Here is a 19,047-nt window from a genome sequence, read left to right as displayed (position 1 = left end):
GTTACCGTCATGCATCCGCTTACACCCTTGGGCTCACCACCGTCCAGCGAGAGCCAGTTGCTACTGCAGGCACAGCGTCTGGCCGGTTTTTCGCTTGGCGAGCTGGCAGCAATGGCCGGGCTTTCGATCCCGAAGGATCTGAAACGGGATAAAGGCTGGATCGGCATGCTGCTGGAGCTATGGCTGGGTGCCAGCGCAGGGAGCAAACCTGAGCAAGATTTTGCAGCCCTTGGCGTGGAGCTAAAAACCATTCCTGTAGACCGCCAGGGCAAGCCGCTTGAGACCACCTTTGTCTGCGTTGCGCCATTAACCGGCAATACCGGCGTAACGTGGGAAACCAGCCACGTTCGTCACAAGCTGAAGCGCGTGTTGTGGGTACCGGTTGAAGGCGAGCGACAGATCCCCCTGGCCGACCGTCGCGTTGGCGCGCCGCTGCTCTGGAGCCCGGACGAGAATGAAGAGCATCAGCTGCGTCTGGACTGGGAGGAGCTGATGGACATGATTGTTCTTGGGCAAGTTGAGCGCATTACCGCCCGACACGGAGAGGTATTACAGCTGCGCCCAAAAGCAGCCAACAGTAAAGCCCTTACCGAGGCCATCGGCGCACAGGGTGAGCCGATACTGACGTTGCCGCGCGGTTTTTATCTCAAAAAGAATTTCACCGGTGCACTACTCGCACGTCATTTCCTGTTGAAAACATAGTTTTTTACTTATTTTGAGAGCTCTCAAACATAATCGACTGCTTTTTAAGATTTTACCGCTTCCTCAAGTCGCCATATCGGGTTAATACTAGATTATGATTTGATACAAGCCAGATGAGGACGATAACGATGAAAAAATGGGCAGTATTAGTGTCAGCAGTCGGTTTAGCGTTTGCCGTATCGGGCTGTAGCAGCGATTACGTCATGGCGACAAAAGATGGTCGAATGATCCTGACCGACGGTAAACCCGAAGTCGACGATGATACCGGCCTGGTCAGCTACCGCGACCAGGAAGGCAATAAAATGCAGATCAATCGCGACGAAGTATCACAAATTATCGAGCGATAATCAGAGAGAGGTCAGTCGCTTGCTGACCTTTTTGATTTTTTTCTTCCCCTTTTGCTTCCCCTCTGCCATGTTTATATTCCTTTGTCGGGTACGCCCTGACGCGGTTTATATGTCTACTGAGGAAGCCGGCTATGCATTATCACCGTATCCCCCACAGCGCACTGGAAATTAGCCAACTGGGGTTGGGCACGATGACATTTGGTGAACAAAACAGCGAAGCCGATGCCCATGCACAACTCGATTATGCCGTCAGCCAGGGCATTAACCTGATTGATGTCGCAGAGATGTACCCTGTTCCGCCCCGTCCGGAAACGCAGGGACTTACCGAAACCTACGTCGGTAACTGGCTGGCAAAACGCGGCAACCGTGAAAAGCTGGTGATTGCCTCCAAAGTCAGCGGCCCCGCGCGCAACAACGATACGGGGATCCGCCCGAACCAGATCCTCGATCGCAAAAATATCCGCGCCGCGCTGGACGCCAGCCTCAAGCGCCTGCAAACCGACTATCTCGACCTGTACCAGGTACACTGGCCGCAACGGCCAACCAACTGCTTTGGCAAGCTCGGGTACAGCTGGAATGAGAGCGCCCCCGCGGTGACGCTGCTGGAAACGCTGGAAGCGCTGACCGAATGCCAGCGCGCGGGAAAAATCCGCTACATTGGCGTGTCTAACGAAACGGCCTTTGGGGTCATGCGCTATCTGCACCTGGCGGATAAGCACGATCTGCCTCGTATCGTGACTATTCAGAACCCGTACAGCCTGCTTAACCGCAGCTATGAAGTGGGTCTGGCCGAAGTGACGCAATATGAAGAAGTGGAACTGCTTGCTTACTCCTGTCTCGGCTTCGGTACGCTGACGGGGAAATACCTGAACGGCGCGAAACCGGCCGGGGCGCGTAACACCCTCTTTAGCCGCTTCACCCGCTACAGCGGCGAGCAGACGCAGAAAGCCGTTGCCGCTTATGTGGATATCGCGAAGCGTCACGGTCTTGACCCTGCGCAGATGGCGCTGGCCTTCGTGCGTCGTCAGCCGTTTGTTGCCAGTACCCTGCTGGGCGCAACCACGATGGAACAGCTGAAAACCAATATTGAGAGTTTCCATCTGAACCTGAGTGAAGAGGTGTTAGCGGAGATTGAAGCGGTGCATCAGGTTTATACGTATCCTGCACCGTAATAAAAGCAAAACGGCAACGCACGTTGCCGTTTTTAGGGTTTGCTCCCTCTCCCTGTGGGAGAGGGCCGGGGTGAGGGCATCAGGCCGCACTTATCAACGGCGACGTTGCCACATCCACAAACCCGCAATCGCAATCGCAAACAGCCCGCCAAACCCGACGCCAATCCCGACCACCGGCACACCCACTTTTACCGCCAGCGAGTAGAGCCCCAGCATTAACAGCATTGCCAGGTTTTCACCCAGGTTTTGTACCGCAATCGCATTGCCTGCCCCGACGGTCTGCTTGCCCCGCTCCTGCAGTAACGCATTCAGCGGCACCACGAAGAAGCCCCCCAGAATACCAATCAGGATGAGGAGGGCATACGCGGGCAATAACGCATGCTGCAGCGAGAAGATAAGCACCACGACGCCAATCAGGATCCCGGCGGGCATGCAGCGTGCAACCGTCTCCAGCGTCACCAGCTTCGCCGCCGCGCCCGCCCCAACCACAATGCCGATGGCCACCATCGCATTAAGATAGGTTGGCGTCGCATTGTCAGTAATGCCCAGCGCCACCGGCACCCACAGGACCAGCAGGAAGCGCAGGGTGACGCCCGCGCCCCAGAACATGCTGGTCCCCATCAGGGAGAAACGCGTTTCACCGTTACGCCACAGCACGCGGCAAGCGGTAAAGAAACTGCCGGTCATCGGTTTAAATCGCCAGGACTGGCCCGGGCGAGCCGCAGGCAGCTTCGGAATAAACAGGTTCGCCACGACCGCCCCACCATACACCACCGCACACACGCTCAGGGCCGCCAGCACATGCCAGTCGGCCAGCACGCCGCCCGCAACGGAGCCAATCAGGATAGCGGCAATAGTGGATGACTCCATCAGACCATTGGCTTTGACCAGCTTATCACCGGTGGTCAGCTCGCCGAGAATGCCGTACTTCGCCGGGGAGTAGGCGGCAGCACCGATGCCCACCAGCGTGTAGCCAATAAACGGATTAAAGCCAAAGCAAATGCTGGCAGCACCCAGCAGCTTGAGGCCGTTGGCAAACATCATTACCCGGCCTTTCGGGAAGCTGTCCGCCACCTGCCCCACAAATGGAGCAAAAATAATGTAAGCGCCCACAAACACCATCTGCAGGATCGGCTGACTCCAGTCGGGGTAAAACTCGGCTTTCAGCAGCGCCAGCGTGGCAAACAGCAGCGCGTTATCACCGAACGCAGAGAGAAACTGCGCGGCGATTACGGCCATCATGCCTTTCGATCTGAGGGATGTGTTAGTGTGTACTGACTCACGCATTTTGCTGTTCCGCCTCTTCAACCATGCCTTTCAGGGTCACGAAATCGGGTTTTCCGCTCCCCAGTACCGGGAGCTGTTTCAGGTAGCGAATATCGCGCGGCACGGCCAGTTCAGGAATACCGTGTTCACGCGCATAGCTCAGTAACCTGTCGCGCTTCAGCTCACCGTCGGTCGTAAACAGCACCAGCGCCTCGCCTTTGCTGGCATCGCTCTTCACGACCGTGGCGTGCATCTTCTCGGCTGACACGGCCGTCGCCAGTTGCTCCACCATTTCCAGAGAGACCATTTCACCGGCGATTTTGGCGAAGCGTTTCGCGCGCCCCTGAATCTGTACAAAGCCCTGTTCATCGAAACGGACGATATCCCCGGTGTCGTACCAGCCGGTTTCAACCTCGCCGTTGACATTTTCCGCCGTCGGCGCTTCCAGCACGCCCGGGTTTTCCACGCGCAGATACCCGTTCATCACGTTTGGCCCTTTCAGCTGCAGACGGCCCCCGTCCTCAATGCCCGGCACCGCCAGCAGACGCGCGTCCATCCCCGGCAGAATTCGGCCAACCGTGCCCGGTTTCGCCGCCATCGGCACGTTAATCGAGACCACGGGCGCACACTCGGTCACGCCATAGCCTTCGAGGATGCGCAGGCCAAACTTGTCCTGCCAGATCTGGCGCGTGCTCTCCTGCAATTTTTCCGCGCCAGCCACCACATACCGCACGCGATAAAAATCATACGGATTGGCGAAGCGCGCATAGTTCCCCAGGAAGGTTGAGGTCCCGAACAGAACGGTACAGTTACGGTCATACACCAGCTCCGGCACAATGCGGTAATGCAGCGGGCTCGGGTAGAGGAACACTTCTGCGCCGGTCAGGAGCGGCGTGAACAGCCCCACCGTCAGGCCAAAGGAGTGGAACAGCGGCAGCGCCGACATAAAGCGGTCGTTCGCGGTAAAGTCGGCGATGCTTTTAATTTGCTCAACGTTCGCCAGAATGCTCTTGTGGCTGTGGACGACGCCTTTCGGGTTGCCCTCAGATCCCGACGTGAAGAGGATAATGGCGTCATCTTCCGGCTGCTGTTTGACCTGCGCCAGACGCGGCACCAGCAGATGCGCAAAAATCCACAGCTTGTCGCCAGTGGTCACGTCCGCTTTCAAGTCCTCCAGGAAGACCCAGCGCACCTGGGTGAGCTGCTCGGGAAGGTGCCAGAGCTTGCCTTTGTCCAGAAACTGACGGGAGGTAAAGACGGTATTAATCTGAGCGGCAGTAATGGCGCTGGTCAGCCCCTTCACGCCCGCCGTGTAGTTCATCATCGCCGGGATCCGGCCCCGGGAAACCGCGCCGAAAATCACCGCCGCGCTGATGCCCGCGTTAGGCAGCATCAGGCCAATCTTTTCGCCTTTTTTGCTGTACTTCTCCAGAATACGGCCCACAAACAGGGTCTTGGTCAGCAGTTTGCGATAAGTATCCGGGGTAAAGTTGATGTCTTCGATGCAGTTTTTCTTCGCGCCATAGCGGTACTGTGCGGAAAGCAGGGATTCGTACAGCGTTTCGCGCGGGCGCACGGCCATACGCGCTTCCATCATAATCTGATGCAGCATTTCCCCGGCGATTTTACGGCGATCGCGGGCACGCGGCGCGTCGGGCATCGGTAACGACGTTGGCGGCAGGATATGCAGCGTGATTTTGGGGAACAGACGCTGCTTCACCAGCCCCTTGAGACGGCTGAAATGGGTCAGCTCCGCGCCTTCAATACGCAGCGGCACCACGGTTGCTTTTGACTTCGCCGCGACAAACCCCGCGCCGTCGTAGATTTTCATCAGCGAACCGGTCACGGAGATACGCCCTTCCGGGAAAATGACCACCGGGCGCCCCTGCTCGACCAGGCGTACCAGATGTTTAATCATCATCGGTTTTGTCGGGTCGAGCGGGACAAAATCAATCAACGGCGTGAGCCAGCGCATGTACCACTGCTGGCTGATGGAGGTATACACCGCAAACACCGGGCGCACGGGCAAAAACAGCGCCAGCAGAATGCCGTCTATAAAGGAAACATGGTTTGGTGTGATAAGAACGCGTTCGCCGCGAAGCGCCCGGGCATCGCCAGTGACGCGGATGCGAAAGAGAATACGGAACAGTGTACGGAAGAACCCAAATAGCATCTCAACTCCCTTTGCCAGCCAGTGTGGAGGGTCGATAGTAAATGGTGGCAGATTACACGAGAAGTGATACGGGAGCGACAGCAAAAGTGGAGGCGAAAAAAAACCTGCGCATCCGCGCAGGTTGGTGCAAGAGATGAGTACGAAACCGTACTAAGAATTCTCACCAATCAATACCTCTGGGATCTCAACTGTATCAATCTCATTAACATCCTCGCCATCGGACAATCGCAACAGCCTGAGGCAAAGTGTAACCAAAGGTTCAGATTGACATTCTTCAGACATGACTGCGCGTGTAACGATTACACCGCCAGGGGTGTGCTGCGTCACGTTTGTGGAGAGCGGAAATCCGCTCCCCTTGAATGCGCGCCGCTTTTCCGCAACACTATTTGGTGTGTAAACGCTTACCCCCAATAAGAAGGTAATGAATGGCGACAATAAAGGATGTGGCCCGTCTGGCAGGTGTGTCGGTGGCAACCGTCTCCCGTGTGATTAACGACTCCCCAAAAGCCAGTGACGCATCACGCCAGGCGGTACAAAGCGCCATGGAATCCCTGAACTATCATCCCAATGCCAATGCCCGCGCGCTCGCCCAGCAGTCCACAGAAACCATCGGGCTGGTGGTGGGGGATGTTTCCGATCCCTTTTTCGGCGCCATGGTGAAAGCGGTTGAACAGGTGTCTTATCAGACAGGCAATTTTTTGCTGATCGGCAATGGCTATCATAACGAACAAAAGGAACGCCAGGCCATTGAACAGCTGATCCGCCACCGCTGCGCGGCGCTGGTGGTTCACGCCAAAATGATCCCGGATGCCGAACTGATTCACCTGATGAAGCAGATGCCCGGAATGGTGATTATCAACCGAATCATTCCCGGCTTTGAGAAACGCTGTGTGGCCCTCGACGACCGCTACGGCGCCTGGCTTGCCACGCGGCACCTGATTCAGCAGGGCCATACCCGGATTGGCTATCTCTGTTCCAATCACCCGATTTCCGATGCGGAGGATCGCCTGCAGGGCTACTACGACGCCCTGCGTGAAAATGGGCTGCCGTGTAATGACCGTCTGGTGGCCTACGGCGAACCGGATGAGAGCGGCGGTGAACAGGCCATGACCGAGCTGCTGGGTCGCGGACGGAATTTCACGGCGGTTGCCAGCTATAACGACTCCATGGCCGCAGGGGCGATGGGGGTGTTGAATGACAACGGGATTGAGGTACCGGCCAAAATTTCGCTGATTGGCTTCGACGACGTGCTGGTCTCCCGCTACGTTCGCCCGCGGCTGACCACCGTGCGCTACCCTATCATCACCATGGCAACGCAGGCCGCCGAGCTGGCACTCGCGCTGGCTGAACAGCGTCAGCCGCCGGAAATAACGCATCTGTTTAGCCCGACGCTGGTCCGTCGTCACTCCGTTGCGTCGCCTGCAGAAGCGCAGAGCGAATAACGGTAGAGATGCACCCGCGAGTTGGGGTATTCCAGCCCATCACCGATATACTGCCAGCCGTAACGTTCGTAGAAGTCGCGGCAGGCAGACCAGAGATGGAGTTCCTCATACCCGGACTGCGCGGCGTAAGCGATAACATGCCGCTGAAGTTCTCCCGCCAGCCCCTTGCCTCGCGCCGCGTCGTCAACGTACAGCGCCGCCAGCCACGGACAGAGATCCTGTCGGGTGATCAAATCGCAGCGCCAGAGCCCCACCGTACCAAGAAGCTTTTCGTCCTCAACGGCAATAAACGTCAGCGGTAATGCCCCCGGCGTCTGGCTGTGCTCAACAATACTGTGGAAAAACTCCCGGGGAAGCCCTTCGCCAAAGGCCTGCCAGATCCAGTCGGTAACCTGCTCAGCATACTGCGGTGCATCGTAGAGCGGGAGGATAACTGTCTTTTTCACGTTTCACCTGCGTATTTTCATTAATGGGCTGGCCTGACACCTCCAGCTCGATTGGCGATTATTTTACCAGAGTCAGACTATTTAGTTTGACTTCAGGCAGGCCTGACGAATCGTTACCAAAAAGCGTGATCGTGGCGGAATTTTTGCGCTTCCCGCATCGCTTATACGGCGTAAGCTCTGTGTTAAACTGCAGATCATTACGTGGAAGCAGGAATGTAGAATGGCAACAATGCTGGATGTCTCACTGCGCGCGGGCGTGTCGAAGGCCACGGTATCGCGCGTGCTGAACGGCACGGGTCAGGTTAAAGAGAGTACGCGTCAGCAGGTGTTTGCTGCGATGGAAGAGCTGGGCTATCGGCCGAACTTTCTCGCACGCTCGCTGGCTAACCAGACCAGCAACAGCATTGGTCTGGTCGTCTCGACCTTCGACGGCTTTTACTTTGGCCGCCTTCTCCAGCAGGCGTCGCGGCAGACGGAAACCCACGGGAAACAGCTGATCGTCACCGACGGTCACGACGCGCCGGAACAGGAAGAACAGGCGGTGCAGATGCTGGCCGATCGCCAGTGCGATGCCATCGTGCTTTATACGCGCTATATGAGCGAAAAAGCGATCATCAAACTGATGAACACCGTAAAAACACCGCTGGTGGTCATTAACCGTGAAGTGAGCCAGGCGCCGGATCGCTGCGTGTTCTTCGAACAGCAGGATGCCGCATTTAAGGCTGTGGATTATCTGATCGAACAGGGGCATCGGGAGATCGCCTGTATCACCGTCCCGATCCATACCCCAACCGGAAAAGCGAGGCTGATGGGCTATCGCAAGGCGCTGGAAAAGCACGGCATCCGTCTGGACGAACGTCGGATTAAGTACGGCGATGCGGGAATGACCGGGGGATATGAGCTGTGCAAGGAATTGATTGCCGACGGTGTATCGTTTAGCGCCCTGTTTGCCTGTAACGACGATATGGCGCTGGGCGCGTCCAAAGCGTTACACCAGGCGGGGCTTAAAATCCCGCTGGATATTTCACTGTTCGGCTTTGACGATGCCCCTAGCGCGAAATGGCTGGAGCCTGCACTCTCATCGGTTTATCTGCCCATCGACAATATGATTGTCACCGCCATCGATCAGGCGATCCGGCTGGCAAGAAACCAGCCGGTCGATGCCATCCCGCCGTTTACCGGCACGCTGGTCTTACGCGATTCGGTCACCACCGGGCCCTACTTTACTCAGATGAGTTCTAAAGCCAGCAGTTCCTGAATGGTCTGGCGACGGCGGATCAGCCGCGCCTTGCCGTTATCAAACAGCACTTCCGGCAGCAGCGGGCGGCTATTGTAGTTAGAGGACATAGACGCCCCGTAGGCACCGGTGTCGTGCAGCACAAGATAATCACCCGGTTTGACCTCTGGCAGCGCGCGGGTTTCTACTTTACCGCCCTCCTGCTGGGTAAACACGTCACCCGATTCGCACAGCGGCCCCGCAACGACCGTCTCAACGCGCGGCGCCTGCGTTAAATCGCGGCCGTCGGCAGCCAGGGCGGTAATGTGGTGATAGCTACCGTACATGGACGGACGCATCAGGTCGTTAAAGCCCGCGTCAATCAGTACGAAATGGCGAGACCCCATCTCCTTCACGCTGCGCACCTGCGAAACCAGCACACCGGCTTCCGCCACCAGGAAACGGCCCGGCTCAATTTCCAGTTTTACCGCGTGGCCAAGATGCGCTGCGATTTGATCGCGCGCGGCGCTCCACAGACCGTAATAGTGATCGGTATCGATCGCCTCTTCCCCTTCGCGATAAGGAATGGAGAGACCGCCGCCCGCAGAGATCGCCTCCAGATCCTGACCGAAGTCGACAACCTGACGCACCATCGCGCCGCACACCTGTTCCAGGTGGCCGTAATCCACCCCAGAGCCAATGTGCATATGAATGCCCACCAGCTTCAGGCTGTAGCGCTGTAATACCTCCAGCGCGGCAGGCATGTCGGCATACCAGATTCCGTGCTTGCTGTTTTCGCCGCCGGTATTGGTTTTTTGGCTGTGGCCATGACCAAAGCCCGGGTTCACACGCAGCCAGACGCGATGGCCGGGAGAAACCTGACCCAGCTGCTCCAGCATATCCACAGAACCGGCATTCACCGGGATTTGCAGCTCGTGAACGCGTGCCAGCGTCGCATCGTCGATCACATCGGCGGTAAAGACGATCGCCTCGCCGTCGGCTTTCGGATCGTATCCGGCCGCCAGCGCGCGCTCGATTTCGCCGAGTGAAACGGAGTCCACCTTCACACCCTGCTCGCGCATCAGGCGCAGAATATGAATATTGGAGCAGGCCTTCTGGGCAAAACGCACCACGTCGAACTGATGCAGGGCGGCGATCTTCTCGCGGACGATCTGCGCGTCGTAGACCCACACCGGGCAGCCAAACTCGGCAGGCAGGCGCAGCAGGTTGTCGGCGTTCAAATCGGTATCAGTCTGGTTCAGCGGGCGTGGCATGGTCTTCTCCGGATAAATGCGTTTTGATGATTACGCCACAGCGCAAAGAGAATAAAAAATATCGTTTTATCGCGAGTCTATGCAAAAATGATATGGAAACGTCTCTGCTTTCAGGTGCCCTATGCCCGCCGTCAATTTACGCCATATCGAGATTTTCCACGCTGTGATGACTACCGGTAATCTCACCGAAGCGGCACAGATGCTGCATACCTCGCAGCCGACGGTAAGCCGCGAGCTGGCCCGCTTCGAGAAAGTGCTGGGGCTGAAGCTGTTCGAACGCACCCGGGGCAGGCTTCACCCGACGGTACAGGGGTTACGTCTGTTTGAGGAAGTCCAGCGCTCCTGGTACGGGCTGGACAGAATAGTGAGTGCCGCGGAAAGCCTGCGCGAGTTTCGCCAGGGCGAGCTGTCGATCGTCTGCCTGCCCGTGTTTTCGCAATCCTTTTTGCCGATGCTGCTGCAGCCCTTTCTGGCCCGCTACCCGGAGGTCAGCCTCACCATCGTGCCGCAGGAGTCTCCCCTGCTTGAAGAGTGGCTTTCGGCGCAGCGTCACGATTTAGGCCTGACTGAAACCCTCTCCACGCCAGCGGGAACGGCGCGCACGGAATTGATCTCATTAGATGAAGTGTGCGTTTTGCCCGCCAGGCATCGGCTTGCCGGTAAGGCGGTGCTCACGCCGGAGGATTTTCACGGGGAAAACTACATTAGCCTGTCGCAGACCGACAGCTACAGACAGCTGCTGGATACGCTGTTTGCCGAGCATCAGGTCAAACGGCGAATGGTGGTGGAAACGCACAGCGCGGCGTCGATTTGCGCAATGGTGCGGGCGGGCGTGGGCGTCGCGGTGGTTAACCCGCTCACGGCGCTGGACTATGCCGGAAGCGGGATCGTCACCCGCCGTTTTAGCGTATCCGTCCCGTTCACCGTGAGCCTGATCCGCCCCCTTCACCGCCCGGCTTCCGCGCTAGTGGAGGCTTTTACAGAACACATGATTGAGCATGCACGTCAGGTGGCGCTTCGCTTGCCTGACCTGCAGGATCCATTATGACAACATAAACACCACGGCATCCGCAGCATGGATAGCGGTGGTATCAAATACCGGGAGAGGGCTTCGCTCAACGGGTACCAGCAAACCGATCTCCGTGCAGCCAAAGATCACCCCTTCGGCTCCCTGCTGCGCGAGTTTTTCGATGACGCTGACGTAGAAGGCGCGAGAGCTTTCGCTGAAGGTGCCGAGACAGAGCTCGTCAAAGATAATCTGATTAATGCGCGCCCGGTCTTCTTCTTCCGGGATCAGGCTTTCGATCCCAAACTCGCTGCGTAAGCGCCCGCGGTAGAAATCCTGCTCCATGGTGTAGCGTGTGCCCAGCAGCGCTACGCGGCGCATCCCGGATACCGCAATTGCACGCCCGGTCGCGTCAGCAATATGCAGGAACGGCAGCGAGCAGCGGTTCTCAATATGCGATGCCACTTTGTGCATGGTATTGGTACACAGCACTATCCCCTCGGCGCCGGCCCGCTCAAGCCCGAGCGCCGCCTGGACCAGGATCTCCCCGGCTTTATCCCACTCGCCGCTCGACTGGCAGGCTTCGATTTCATGGAAATCCACGCTATGTAGCAGCAGACTTGCGGAGTGCAGACCGCCCAGACGCTGCTTCACCCCTTCGTTAATCAGGCGATAATAAGGAATTGTCGATTCCCAGCTCATCCCCCCTAACAGGCCGATCGTTTTCATCATCCCTCCTTATCTTCGCTCTCTTTTTGTAACACAACCGATGCACATAAAAAAAGGCGCTTTAATCAGCGCCTTTTTGAACTGCGGGGTTTATTCCGTCACCGGTTCGGGGAGCGGGTTACGGCTGAGCATCGCCTCGCGCAGCAAAACGCTGCCGCAGGCAAACAGTCCACCCAGGAGCGCCGCCAGAACGACAATCAGAGCCTTGCCCGGGCCATCCTTTTTCACCGGCATGGAAGGAGAGAGCTGATACATGAATGGCTCAAGCTTAACGTCTGCAAAGGAGAGCTTTTTCAGCTGCGCGAGATGGTATTCCCGGTTCTGGAAATCCGCATTCAGCTCGGTCACGTCCCTGAGGTTTTTTTCAATCTGCAGCTTTTGCGCGATGCCGTCAGCACCGAGCGAAACGGAATAGTCCGGATCGTCTTTTACCGCCTGCCCGTTGCTGTAGACCGGCTTCTTAATGCCTGCGGCATTCGCCACTTCCAGGGAATAATTCAGTCGCTGCAGGTTGGTATTGTGAACATTGGTCAGACGAACACGATCCAGTTCCAGCTGCTGCTCAACAACGTTCGTTTTCAGGGCGATTTGGTTGCGGATATTCTGCACCGTCTCTTTTTCAACAATAGCCGCGATATAATCGATGTATCCCGACAGGACGGCTTGCGCATCGGCTGCCGTCGGCGCAGTAAAGCTTAACGTCCAGGAAACGTAAGGCGCTTTATCCGCGTCTTTTCCCTGAGCGTCATTTGCCGCTTTCATTCGGTCCGAGATGTTCACTATCGCCCGATGAAGCTCAAGCGGATCCACCTCGGCCTCTTTAAGTTGCGCCATCACGTAAGGGGAAGATTTCAGGTACTCCTCGAGCAACGACTGCGACTGAAACTTTTTAATAAACAGGTCAAAGACTTCCGGGCGGGTAATCTGCGCGTCTACGTCAAGCACCTGAAGTGCCACCAGCATCTGACGCAGGGGGTTCCACTGCGATTGTTCCGCCTGGGTGATCACCGCTTTACTGGTCCACTTCTGCGGCAGTAAAAATGAAATGGCGAGACCAATCAGTGCAAACGCGAAAGTAACCGCGACGATGCGTTTTTTCGCCGCGAGAAGAACCCCTAATAGGCCTAAAAGATCTATCTCTTTAGCGTGAATAGCCGGGGGGGCATAATGGGGGAAATCAAGATCGCTATTTTTTTTGATATCTATCTCAGACATATGAATTATTTTTAGGATGCCCTGCATCTTTGCTCAAACGTTAGAGGTGGCCCGATGATACAGCACATTAAGAATTATCCTAAGTTCAATTCTTATGATTTAACTCTCCCCTGCCAAAATTGGTAGACAATTTCACTGCGTAATTATTCTGGTTAAGCGCCACCTTTGCCCTTTCGGCATACTTTGTAAGCGCTTAAACTTAAAGGGGCACTACGTTTACTCGCCGATGTTCCGCAGTTTCTCCCCGGCCATCAGCTTGCGCTCGATATGTTCCAGCGTCACGCCTTTAGTTTCCGGGATCAGCCAGAACGTGATGCCAATAAAGGCTACGTTCAGCGCCGTATAGAGCCAGAACGTTCCCGCGGCGCCAATCGCGTCCAGCAGCGTCAGGAAGGTCGCACCGATGATCATGTTCGACACCCAGTTGGTGGTCGTGGAGCAGGTGATGCCAAAGTCACGGCATTTAAGCGGCTGGATTTCGGAGCACAGGATCCACACTACCGGCGCGGCGCTCATCGCGTAGCCTGCGATACACATCATGGTCATTCCGACAGAAAGCCAGGAAAGTCCGCTGGAGGCCGTGCCGTTATCAAACTGCATCAGGCAGTAGCCGAGGATCAGCGTGCCGAGCGCCATCACGCTGAAGCCAATTTTCAGCGCCGGTTTGCGGCCGGCTTTGTCCACGGTGAACACGGCAATAAAGGTGGCGAACATGAAGGTCAGCCCGACCACCAGGGTCGCAATCATCTGCTGCTCCGTGGTGGTGAACCCGGCCATTTTGAATATGCGCGGCGCGTAGTACATGATGATGTTCATGCCGGTGAACTGCTGCATCGCCTGCAGCAACATGCCGAGGAAGACCGCCCGGCGCACGTTGCGATTGATCTTAAACAACGCCCAGCCCCCCTGCTTCAGCTTCAGGCTTTCGCGGATCTCGTTCAGTTCTTCGCGGGCTTTTTCGGAGGTATCGCGCAGCATACGCAGCACCTCTTCTGCTTCCACGTGGCGCCCTTTTTGCGCCAGCCAGCGCGGGCTGTTCGGCAGGAAAATCACTAAGACAATCAGCACCACCGCTGGCAGCGCCAGCACGCCGAGCATTGCGCGCCAGTTGCCGCTGTAGCTGAAGTACGTGTCAGACAGGAACGCCAGCACAATACCCAGCGTGACCATAAGCTGATACATGCTGATCATTTTCCCGCGCACGTTCTCACTCGCCATTTCGGAGAGATAAAGCGGTGCCGTATAGGAGGCAATCCCCACCGCCACGCCCAGCAGCACGCGGGAAAGCAGTAGAACCTCAACGTTTGCGGCAAACGCGGAGCCAATGGAGCCAGCGACAAACAGAATCGCCCCGGCCATCAGGCTGTATTTGCGCCCCAGACGAAACGAGAGCCAGCCGTTAAACAGCGCGCCGATGGCCGCGCCGAGCATCATGCTGCTCACCACCCACTCCTGCAGGCGGCTGCTCAGGGTAAAGTGATCGGTAATAAACGGTAATGCACCGGCAATGACGCCAATATCCAGTCCAAATAACAGGCCCGCCACGGCAGCGGCAATGGAGACAAACTGATTCATGCGCCGGGTATCGCGCAGCGCAGCGGGCATTAGGGTAGAGTCATTTATAGATGTCATATTTTTCCTGCCTCAACAGCAAAATTCGTTAAATGAAATTACGAGATAGTGAAGAAAAGTGTCAGGCGGGAATTCGTGAAGATATGGATTATTTCGCTATGGCATCACGATCTGTGATGGACATTACAATTTCAACTAATGCTGAAATCACACCGTTTTTTATTAATTACCTAATATTTAAGCAATAAAAATGTGATACGTATCATTTATGAATTTTCTGTATGGATTTTTCATCTTATGTCATATGGATAATGGCAATTTTTAGCCAAAAAAACCTCCACCCGAGGGCAGAGGTTCGTCATGCAGGTAGAGTTAACGTGCCAGCCAGCCGCCATCGACCGCCACGGTGTAGCCGTTGATATAGTCCGATGCCGACGAGGCCAGAAAGACCACCGGCCCCATCAGATCGCGCGGAAGCCCCCAGCGCCCCGCCGGAATGCGGTCGAGGATTTCCGCGCTACGCTGCTCGTCTGCACGCAGCTGCTGGGTGTTATTGGTCGCCATGTAACCCGGCGCAATGGCATTCACATTAATATTATGCTTCGCCCATTCGTTCGCCAGCAGGCGGGTCACGCCCATCACGGCGCTTTTGGACGCGGTGTAAGACGGCACGCGGATACCGCCCTGGAATGAGAGCATGGAGGCAATATTCACGATCTTGCCGCCGTTCCCCTGGGCGATAAAGTGCTTTGCCGCCGCCTGGGACATGAAAAATACGCTCTTGATGTTCAAATCCATCACGTCATCCCAGTCGCGTTCACTGAAGTTGATCGCATCTTCACGGCGAATCAGCCCGGCGTTGTTGACCAGAATGTCGATATGGCCGAATTCCGCCACCGCGCGATCCAGCAGTTCAGGAATGGCATCGATTTTACGCAGGTCGGCGGTCAGGCTCAGGAAACGGCGACCCAGCGCCGTCACGCGTTCGATGGTTTCCGTCGGTTCAACGATATTAATCCCGACGATATCGCAGCCCGCTTCTGCCAGGCCTAACGCCATCCCCTGACCCAGCCCGGTATCACATCCGGAAACCACCGCCACTTTCCCCTGCAGAGAGAATGCATCCAGAATCATGTTTATTCCTTACTCTTTCAGAGCCTGTCACTCACAGGCAGGTTTATGCTTCACCGCCCGCAACTAGCGCAGATCGCTGACCGCAACATGGTCCATATCATCAAAGACCTGGTTTTCGCCCACCATTCCCCAGATAAAGGTGTAGGCTTTTGTCCCAACGCCGGAGTGAATAGACCAGCTCGGCGAAATCACCGCCTGCTCGTTGTGCATCACGATATGGCGCGTTTCCTGCGGCTGTCCCATCATGTGGAACACACAGGCGTCCTCATCCATGTTGAAGTAGAAGTAGACTTCCATGCGGCGCTCGTGGGTATGGCACGGCATGGTGTTCCACAGATTCCCCGGCGCAAGCTCGGTCAACCCCATGCTGAGCTGACAGGTCTCCAGCACGTCCGGCACGAAGTATTTATTGATGGTGCGGCGGTTGCTGGTGAGGTTGTCGCCCAGCGTCACGGGCGCGACGTCTGCCGTGGTCACTTTTTTGGTTGGACAGGTGGTGTGAGCCGGCGCACAGTTGTAGTAAAACTTCGCAGGCTTGCTGGCGTCGATGCTGGCAAAGACCACGTCTTTCGCCCCTTTACCCACGTACAGTGCCTCGCGATGGCCAATCTCATAGCACTGTCCGTCCACGGTGATGGTGCCCGGCCCGCCAATGTTAATCACCCCCAGCTCGCGACGCTCGAGGAAATAATTTACGCCCAGCTGTTTACCGACCTCGCCGCCCACGGAGACGGTTTTCGTGACGGGCATAATGCCGCCCACAATAATGCGGTCGATATGGCTGTAAACCATGGTGTACCTGTCGGCCTCGAATATCTGCTCGACTAAAAATGCCTTGCGCAGCCCCTGAGTATCCAGCGTTTTGGCGTGCGCGCTGTGGATGCTTTCTCTGACGTCCACGGTAACCTCCAGATGTGGTCATGCCCGAAGGCGGGAAGTAAAACGAAACAGCGTTCCGTTTTTCATAATAAGCACATACTATCGGCATAAAGTGAGCTTTTCAATTACATTTAAAACAACGTTTCATTTTTTATTTTTGTTTATAACGGAAATGATGTTCGGATCACAATTAAACCGACGGGAGAAAAAGGGCACAAAAAACCTCCCGGAGGAGGTTTTCTCAATGAGGAAAAGTTAGCGTTCGATGGCCAGCGCCACCCCTTGCCCGCCGCCGATACAGAGCGTGGCAATCCCTTTGCGGGCATTGCGCTTTTTCATTTCGTGGACCAGCGAAACCAGGATCCGGCAGCCGGACGCCCCGATCGGATGCCCCAGCGCGATCGCCCCACCGTTCACGTTAACCCGCAGCGGATCCCACTCCAGCATTTTTCCGACGGAGATCGCCTGCGCAGCATAGGCTTCGTTCACTTCGATCAGATCCACATCAGAAAGCTGCCATCCCGCACGCTCCAGACAGCGACGGGTGGCGTAGACCGGCGCGATCCCCATTAGCGCAGGATCAACCCCCACGCTGGCAAATGCCTTAATGCGGGCCAGCACGGGAAGATCGAGTTCGAGGGCTTTGCTTTCGCTCATCATCATGACGGCGGCAGCGCCGTCGTTAATGGAAGAGGCGTTTCCCGCCGTCACCGAACCCTGCATTTCAAAAGCAGGATTCAGCCTGGCCAGCCCTTCAGCGCTGGCGTCGGTGCGCGGCTGTTCATCGGTATCCACAACCATCACCTCGCCGTTCTGACGCAGCGCGCTGACCGGGACAATTTCGTCGCGAAAACGACCGGAATCAATCGCCGCACGCGCTTTTTGCTGCGAGCTCAGGGCATAAGCGTCCTGCACCTCACGGCTGATACCGTACTCGCGCGCCAGATTTTCCGCCGTCACGCCCATATGATAGTCATTGAAGGCATCCCACAGGCCGTCATGCACCAGGCTGTCGAGCAGCTGACTGTTGCCCAGCTGTGCGCCGGTGCGGCTGTCGGTCAACACGTGCGGCGCACGGCTCATATTCTCCTGCCCGCCCGCAATGATCACGTCCGCTTCACCACACTGAATGGCCTGCGTCGCGAGATGCAGCGCTTTTAATCCTGAACCACAGACGTCGTTGATGGTGATAGCGGAGACGGTATTGGGCAGCCCGCCCTTCAGCGCCGCCTGACGCGCAGGGTTTTGCCCGGCACCGGCCGTGAGGACCTGTCCCAGAATCACCTCGTCAACTTCATGTGCTGCGATCCCGCTACGTTCCACGAGCGCTTTCACCACCACGCTCCCCAGGTCAACCGCCGAGTGACGCGCAAGCGCTCCCTGAAAACAGCCGATAGCTGTACGCAACGCACCCACTATTACGACATCTTTCATCACGACCTCTGTGTTAAATGACATGACGATAGTAGAGGATTGTTACTGGCAATTATCTTAATTGTTTAAAAATAGTGAGTTTAATCACAAGGATCAGCGTGCATCCTGCAGATACTGCCGCAGCCAGCTTCCGGCAACGCCGGGAGGGGATCGTTTATTCCACAGCAGATCGATGCCGATCGCCCGCGGCCAGCCGGGAACATTGAGCTGTACCAGGGATTTCGCGGCGGCAAATTCCTCCACCAGCGCGCACGGCAAGACGCACCAGCCAAATCCCTGTACCGCCATACTCAAGAGTAACAGGTAATTCGGGGCTGACCAGACGGGCCCGCGCGCGATCTCCGCCTCGCGCTCAAGATAGGTGCTCAGCCGCAGCTCTCGCCAGCCGTGCAGCTCGTCACGCTGAACGTCATGTTGTCCGGCGAGCGGATGCGTGGTCGCGACATAGATCGCCATGCGGGTCTGCATCGGCAGCCGGATAGCGCCGATATCCGTAGGATAACCGTCTCGCGCCTCGGTAAGGCCAATCTGCGCGCGCTCCTTTTGCAGGAGATCGATCACGTCCTCCTCCTCGCCAATCAGACATTCGAATTCCGTATGGGGAAAGCGCGCGTCAAACTGTTTCATCATCTCTTCCAGCACGTCCGGGTTGAGGGTATCAGAAAGGACAAACGTCAGACGCGCCTCCGTTTGCGCCGATAGCGACACCGCCAGCTCATCCAGCCGCGTGCTGGCGGCGAGAATAGCCTGCACATAGCCCAGCACCTGTTCCCCCTGGGCCGTTAACACCGGCTGGCGTGCCGAGCGGTCAAACAGCTCGAAGCCCAGGTCGGCTTCAAAATGGGCAATGGACGTGCTGACCGTCGACTGGCTTTTACGCAGCCGGCGTGCGGCCGCAGAGAAAGAGCCTGCCGCAACGGTCTCGACATATGCGGTAAGGGCTTCGGGTGAATAGCGCATAACCTATCTACTTTAGCGATGGATACTATCTTTAATATATCAGCTTTAGCGATGAAAATAGGCCACATCACCGCCCATAC

At 56.6% G+C, this 19,047-nt stretch carries 17 protein-coding genes; 6 read left to right on the top strand and 11 right to left on the bottom strand.

Features of this window, described 5'->3' with window-relative positions; translation table 11 throughout:
• Positions 1–9: 9 nt before the first annotated feature.
• From mutH to CWR52_RS16775, 3 genes are all read left to right on the top strand, one after another.
• Positions 10–702 (top strand): DNA mismatch repair endonuclease MutH, encoded by a 693-nt coding sequence (gene mutH / locus CWR52_RS16785; protein ID WP_104950187.1) that lies wholly within the window; start codon positions 10–12, stop codon positions 700–702.
• 128 nt (positions 703–830) lie between these two features.
• A complete protein-coding gene (locus CWR52_RS16780) occupies positions 831–1,049 on the top strand; it encodes a YgdI/YgdR family lipoprotein (RefSeq protein WP_008499668.1) in 219 nt (72 codons plus the stop codon).
• A gap of 131 nt (positions 1,050–1,180) precedes the next feature.
• Positions 1,181–2,221, top strand: coding sequence for an NADP(H)-dependent aldo-keto reductase (locus CWR52_RS16775; protein ID WP_023309049.1), 1,041 nt, complete (start codon positions 1,181–1,183; stop codon positions 2,219–2,221).
• A 93-nt stretch (positions 2,222–2,314) separates the two neighbouring features.
• On the opposite strand, the gene lplT is transcribed toward CWR52_RS16775, so the two are convergent.
• The gene (lplT, locus tag CWR52_RS16770) at positions 2,315–3,508 is read right to left on the bottom strand and encodes a lysophospholipid transporter LplT (protein ID WP_104950186.1); all 1,194 of its coding nucleotides are present in this window, start codon (positions 3,506–3,508) and stop codon (positions 2,315–2,317) included.
• A complete protein-coding gene (aas, locus tag CWR52_RS16765) occupies positions 3,501–5,660 on the bottom strand; it encodes a bifunctional acyl-ACP--phospholipid O-acyltransferase/long-chain-fatty-acid--ACP ligase (protein ID WP_104950185.1) in 2,160 nt (719 codons plus the stop codon). Before aas ends, lplT begins: the two co-directional genes overlap by 8 nt.
• A 425-nt stretch (positions 5,661–6,085) precedes the next feature.
• Between aas and galR the strand changes: the two genes are divergently transcribed.
• Positions 6,086–7,102 (top strand): HTH-type transcriptional regulator GalR, encoded by a 1,017-nt coding sequence (gene galR, locus CWR52_RS16760; RefSeq protein ID WP_104950184.1) that lies wholly within the window; start codon positions 6,086–6,088, stop codon positions 7,100–7,102.
• Here galR and CWR52_RS16755 read toward each other — a convergent pair.
• The gene (locus CWR52_RS16755) at positions 7,063–7,548 is read right to left on the bottom strand and encodes a GNAT family N-acetyltransferase (protein ID WP_104950183.1); all 486 of its coding nucleotides are present in this window, start codon (positions 7,546–7,548) and stop codon (positions 7,063–7,065) included. The two genes, galR and CWR52_RS16755, sit on opposite strands and share 40 nt — an antisense overlap.
• Positions 7,549–7,768: 220 nt before the next feature.
• Here CWR52_RS16755 and CWR52_RS16750 point away from each other — a divergent pair, with 220 nt between their 5' ends.
• Entirely contained in the window at positions 7,769–8,806 is a 1,038-nt protein-coding gene (locus CWR52_RS16750; RefSeq protein ID WP_104950182.1) for a LacI family DNA-binding transcriptional regulator, read from the top strand.
• On the opposite strand, the gene lysA is transcribed toward CWR52_RS16750, so the two are convergent.
• A complete protein-coding gene (gene lysA / locus CWR52_RS16745) occupies positions 8,776–10,038 on the bottom strand; it encodes a diaminopimelate decarboxylase (protein WP_104950181.1) in 1,263 nt (420 codons plus the stop codon). The genes CWR52_RS16750 and lysA overlap by 31 nt on opposite strands.
• Before the next feature lie 121 nt (positions 10,039–10,159).
• Between lysA and CWR52_RS16740 the strand changes: the two genes are divergently transcribed.
• Positions 10,160–11,086 carry a LysR family transcriptional regulator gene (locus CWR52_RS16740; RefSeq protein WP_104950180.1) on the top strand — a complete coding sequence of 309 codons (927 nt, stop codon included), beginning with the start codon at positions 10,160–10,162 and terminating at the stop codon, positions 11,084–11,086.
• On the opposite strand, the gene CWR52_RS16735 is transcribed toward CWR52_RS16740, so the two are convergent.
• The 7 genes from CWR52_RS16735 to CWR52_RS16705 form a co-directional block, all read right to left on the bottom strand.
• Positions 11,081–11,773 carry an aspartate/glutamate racemase gene (locus CWR52_RS16735; protein WP_104950179.1) on the bottom strand — a complete coding sequence of 231 codons (693 nt, stop codon included), beginning with the start codon at positions 11,771–11,773 and terminating at the stop codon, positions 11,081–11,083. The genes CWR52_RS16740 and CWR52_RS16735 overlap by 6 nt on opposite strands.
• Before the next feature lie 90 nt (positions 11,774–11,863).
• A complete protein-coding gene (wzz(fepE), locus tag CWR52_RS16730) occupies positions 11,864–12,988 on the bottom strand; it encodes an LPS O-antigen length regulator Wzz(fepE) (RefSeq protein ID WP_104950178.1) in 1,125 nt (374 codons plus the stop codon).
• A gap of 216 nt (positions 12,989–13,204) precedes the next feature.
• A complete protein-coding gene (araE, locus tag CWR52_RS16725) occupies positions 13,205–14,620 on the bottom strand; it encodes an arabinose-proton symporter AraE (protein ID WP_104950177.1) in 1,416 nt (471 codons plus the stop codon).
• A gap of 312 nt (positions 14,621–14,932) precedes the next feature.
• Positions 14,933–15,694, bottom strand: a complete 762-nt coding sequence (gene kduD / locus CWR52_RS16720; RefSeq protein WP_048224726.1) for a 2-dehydro-3-deoxy-D-gluconate 5-dehydrogenase KduD — start codon at positions 15,692–15,694, stop codon at positions 14,933–14,935.
• A gap of 63 nt (positions 15,695–15,757) precedes the next feature.
• Positions 15,758–16,594 carry a 5-dehydro-4-deoxy-D-glucuronate isomerase gene (kduI, locus tag CWR52_RS16715; protein WP_045909902.1) on the bottom strand — a complete coding sequence of 279 codons (837 nt, stop codon included), beginning with the start codon at positions 16,592–16,594 and terminating at the stop codon, positions 15,758–15,760.
• Positions 16,595–16,828: 234 nt separating this feature from the next.
• Positions 16,829–18,007 (bottom strand): acetyl-CoA C-acetyltransferase, encoded by a 1,179-nt coding sequence (locus CWR52_RS16710; RefSeq protein ID WP_045415627.1) that lies wholly within the window; start codon positions 18,005–18,007, stop codon positions 16,829–16,831.
• Between the two features lie 93 nt (positions 18,008–18,100).
• The gene (locus CWR52_RS16705) at positions 18,101–18,967 is read right to left on the bottom strand and encodes a LysR family transcriptional regulator (protein WP_104950176.1); all 867 of its coding nucleotides are present in this window, start codon (positions 18,965–18,967) and stop codon (positions 18,101–18,103) included.
• Between the last annotated feature and the right edge of the window lie 80 nt (positions 18,968–19,047).

Origin of the sequence: Enterobacter sp. SGAir0187 (assembly GCF_002952735.2) — a bacterium.
Classification (GTDB): Bacteria; Pseudomonadota; Gammaproteobacteria; order Enterobacterales; family Enterobacteriaceae; genus Enterobacter; species Enterobacter quasiroggenkampii.
This window is presented reverse-complemented; position numbering and strand designations above follow the sequence as displayed.

Excerpts from the sequence above, each read along its gene's own strand:
- mutH (WP_104950187.1), top strand. The coding sequence starts at position 10 with ATGCATCCGCTTACACCCTTGGGCTCACCACCGTCCAGCGAGAGCCAG.
- CWR52_RS16735 (WP_104950179.1), bottom strand. The coding sequence starts at position 11,773 with ATGAAAACGATCGGCCTGTTAGGGGGGATGAGCTGGGAATCGACAATT.
- CWR52_RS16705 (WP_104950176.1), bottom strand. The coding sequence starts at position 18,967 with ATGCGCTATTCACCCGAAGCCCTTACCGCATATGTCGAGACCGTTGCG.
- lplT (WP_104950186.1), bottom strand. The coding sequence starts at position 3,508 with ATGCGTGAGTCAGTACACACTAACACATCCCTCAGATCGAAAGGCATG.
- kduD (WP_048224726.1), bottom strand. The coding sequence starts at position 15,694 with ATGATTCTGGATGCATTCTCTCTGCAGGGGAAAGTGGCGGTGGTTTCC.
- CWR52_RS16750 (WP_104950182.1), top strand. The coding sequence starts at position 7,769 with ATGGCAACAATGCTGGATGTCTCACTGCGCGCGGGCGTGTCGAAGGCC.
- CWR52_RS16775 (WP_023309049.1), top strand. The coding sequence starts at position 1,181 with ATGCATTATCACCGTATCCCCCACAGCGCACTGGAAATTAGCCAACTG.
- galR (WP_104950184.1), top strand. The coding sequence starts at position 6,086 with ATGGCGACAATAAAGGATGTGGCCCGTCTGGCAGGTGTGTCGGTGGCA.
- araE (WP_104950177.1), bottom strand. The coding sequence starts at position 14,620 with ATGACATCTATAAATGACTCTACCCTAATGCCCGCTGCGCTGCGCGAT.
- CWR52_RS16780 (WP_008499668.1), top strand. The coding sequence starts at position 831 with ATGAAAAAATGGGCAGTATTAGTGTCAGCAGTCGGTTTAGCGTTTGCC.
- lysA (WP_104950181.1), bottom strand. The coding sequence starts at position 10,038 with ATGCCACGCCCGCTGAACCAGACTGATACCGATTTGAACGCCGACAAC.
- CWR52_RS16710 (WP_045415627.1), bottom strand. The coding sequence starts at position 18,007 with ATGAAAGATGTCGTAATAGTGGGTGCGTTGCGTACAGCTATCGGCTGT.
- CWR52_RS16740 (WP_104950180.1), top strand. The coding sequence starts at position 10,160 with ATGCCCGCCGTCAATTTACGCCATATCGAGATTTTCCACGCTGTGATG.
- aas (WP_104950185.1), bottom strand. The coding sequence starts at position 5,660 with ATGCTATTTGGGTTCTTCCGTACACTGTTCCGTATTCTCTTTCGCATC.